This is a genomic window from Methylobacterium sp. WL103 (assembly GCF_008039885.1).
GTDB lineage: Bacteria > Pseudomonadota > Alphaproteobacteria > Rhizobiales > Beijerinckiaceae > Methylobacterium > Methylobacterium cerastii.
Map to the genome: position 1 here is coordinate 1 of NZ_VRUX01000751.1, position 1,780 is coordinate 1,780.

Consider the following 1,780-nt stretch of genomic DNA (forward strand, 5'->3'; position numbering starts at 1 on the left):
GCCGTGGCCCGCATCGACTGGCCGGAAGGGTTCTGCCGCCGCGACATCGGCCGGCGCGCCGTCGCCCGCGAGGTCGCCGGCCAAGGCATCTAATTTTTTGCGATTGGGCGACGCGGGTGTGTCCCGCGCCGCGCCCAGTCCGGACGCCACCTGCGGGACACCCGGTCCGGCAGGTCCGAAAAATCAGCGGCCGAGGGCGTAGAGGGCGATCGCGGCGGCGTTCGAGACGTTGAGGCTGCGGATCTCGCCGGTGAACGGGATCTTGGCGAGCACGTCGCAGCAGGCGCGGGTGCGCTCGCGCAGGCCTTTGCCCTCGGCGCCGAGGACGATGACCGCGGGCCGCGTCGGCGTGAGCGTGTCGAGGCCGGTCTCGGCGTCGGAATCGAGGCCGATGCGGGTGAACCCCTGCTCGCCGAGGGTGATCAGCGCCTCGGCCAAATTGCGGACCACCAGGAACGGCACGTGCTCAAGGCCGCCCGAGGCGGATTTCGCCAGCACGCCGGTGGCGCCCGGCGCGTGGCGCGCCGTGGTGACGATGCCGGTGACGCCGAAGGCCGCGGCGGTGCGCACGATGGCGCCGACATTGTGCGGATCGGTGATCTGGTCGAGGGCCAGCAGCAGCGCGTCGGCCGGCAGCGCGCCGATCGCCGCCATGACGCCGAGCGCGATCGGCAGGTCGTAGTGCGAGCCCTCCTTCGGCAGGTCGGCAGGCGCGAGGTTCACGGTGATGCGCTTGGCCGGCATCGCCAGCCCGGAGGCGATCAGCGCACCGCGCACCCGCTCGCGCGACTCGCCCACCGCCTTGTCGGGCAGGCCGACCACATTGAAGTGGACCGCGCCGGGGATGATCTGCACCTGGACGTCGACGGCACGCGCCTCGATGCCCTCGAAGGCGACAGTCGAAAGCAGCGAGGATCAAATAAAGTGTTTAGTAAGAGAGTTATAGCGGGACTGTGACGCGGCGCCATGTGCGGTCGGAAGCGCTGTGGAAGCAATTCAATTAGGGCCGTTATTCGTGCTCGCCGGCCGATTTCGTTACGCGCAGATGGTCCGCGGTCCGATCCTGCCGATGCAGATCGATGCCCTCTTGGACGCGGCGAAGCTGCTTCAAGCCTACGAGGTGCCGTGGCCGCCCCTGGTGGAGCAAGTGCTGCACGACATCGCCCAGGAACTGGAAAAGTTAATGGCGCGACGGCTGTCTGGATCGGGGTCGACCCTGGGAAGCGTACGGATCGGAGTTCGTCCCGGACACCATCCGCCGGACCGAGGCGCCGGAGGTCGCGCTGCCGGTCATGGCGGCAGAGCCTCTACCCTGGGGCGGCAGGGGCAACGTCGTGGCAGCGGCCGGGATCGCGCTGCTCGACATGGTGGCAGGGCGGTGATGCGGGATCAGACGAGACCGTGAGCCAGGATGATGCTGTGGCGCCACTGACACGGACGCTGATCAGTCCCAGGACTGCGCTGAGTAATGCTTAATCAACGCTTGTTATGGCTACGCTGCCCTGTTTCTGACTTGGACTGCCCGCTACGGCTGGCGGGATCAATCAAGGCGCCAGACTCGGCGCTAGGACGTGCCCGGCGCAGCCCACGCGGCTTGCCCAGGCCATGCGGGATGGGAGCGGGACATGGCGGGTGGTCAGGGCGGAAACGGAGTAAACGGCACCGGAGGCGGTACACCCGGCCAAGATAGCTTGACGTATTCCGGAACAGGTGGAGCGGGCGGACCGGGCACTGCAGCCGGCGCGGGCGGCGGCGGCGGTGGCAGCGGGAGGATAGGCGG

At 68.6% G+C, this 1,780-nt stretch carries 1 protein-coding gene; it reads right to left on the reverse strand.

Going from position 1 to position 1,780, the window contains the following annotated elements:
- Positions 1-183: 183 nt before the first annotated feature.
- Positions 184-855, reverse strand: coding sequence for a TrmH family RNA methyltransferase (locus tag FV222_RS25030; RefSeq protein ID WP_246685652.1), 672 nt, complete (start codon positions 853-855; stop codon positions 184-186).
- Between the last annotated feature and the right edge of the window lie 925 nt (positions 856-1,780).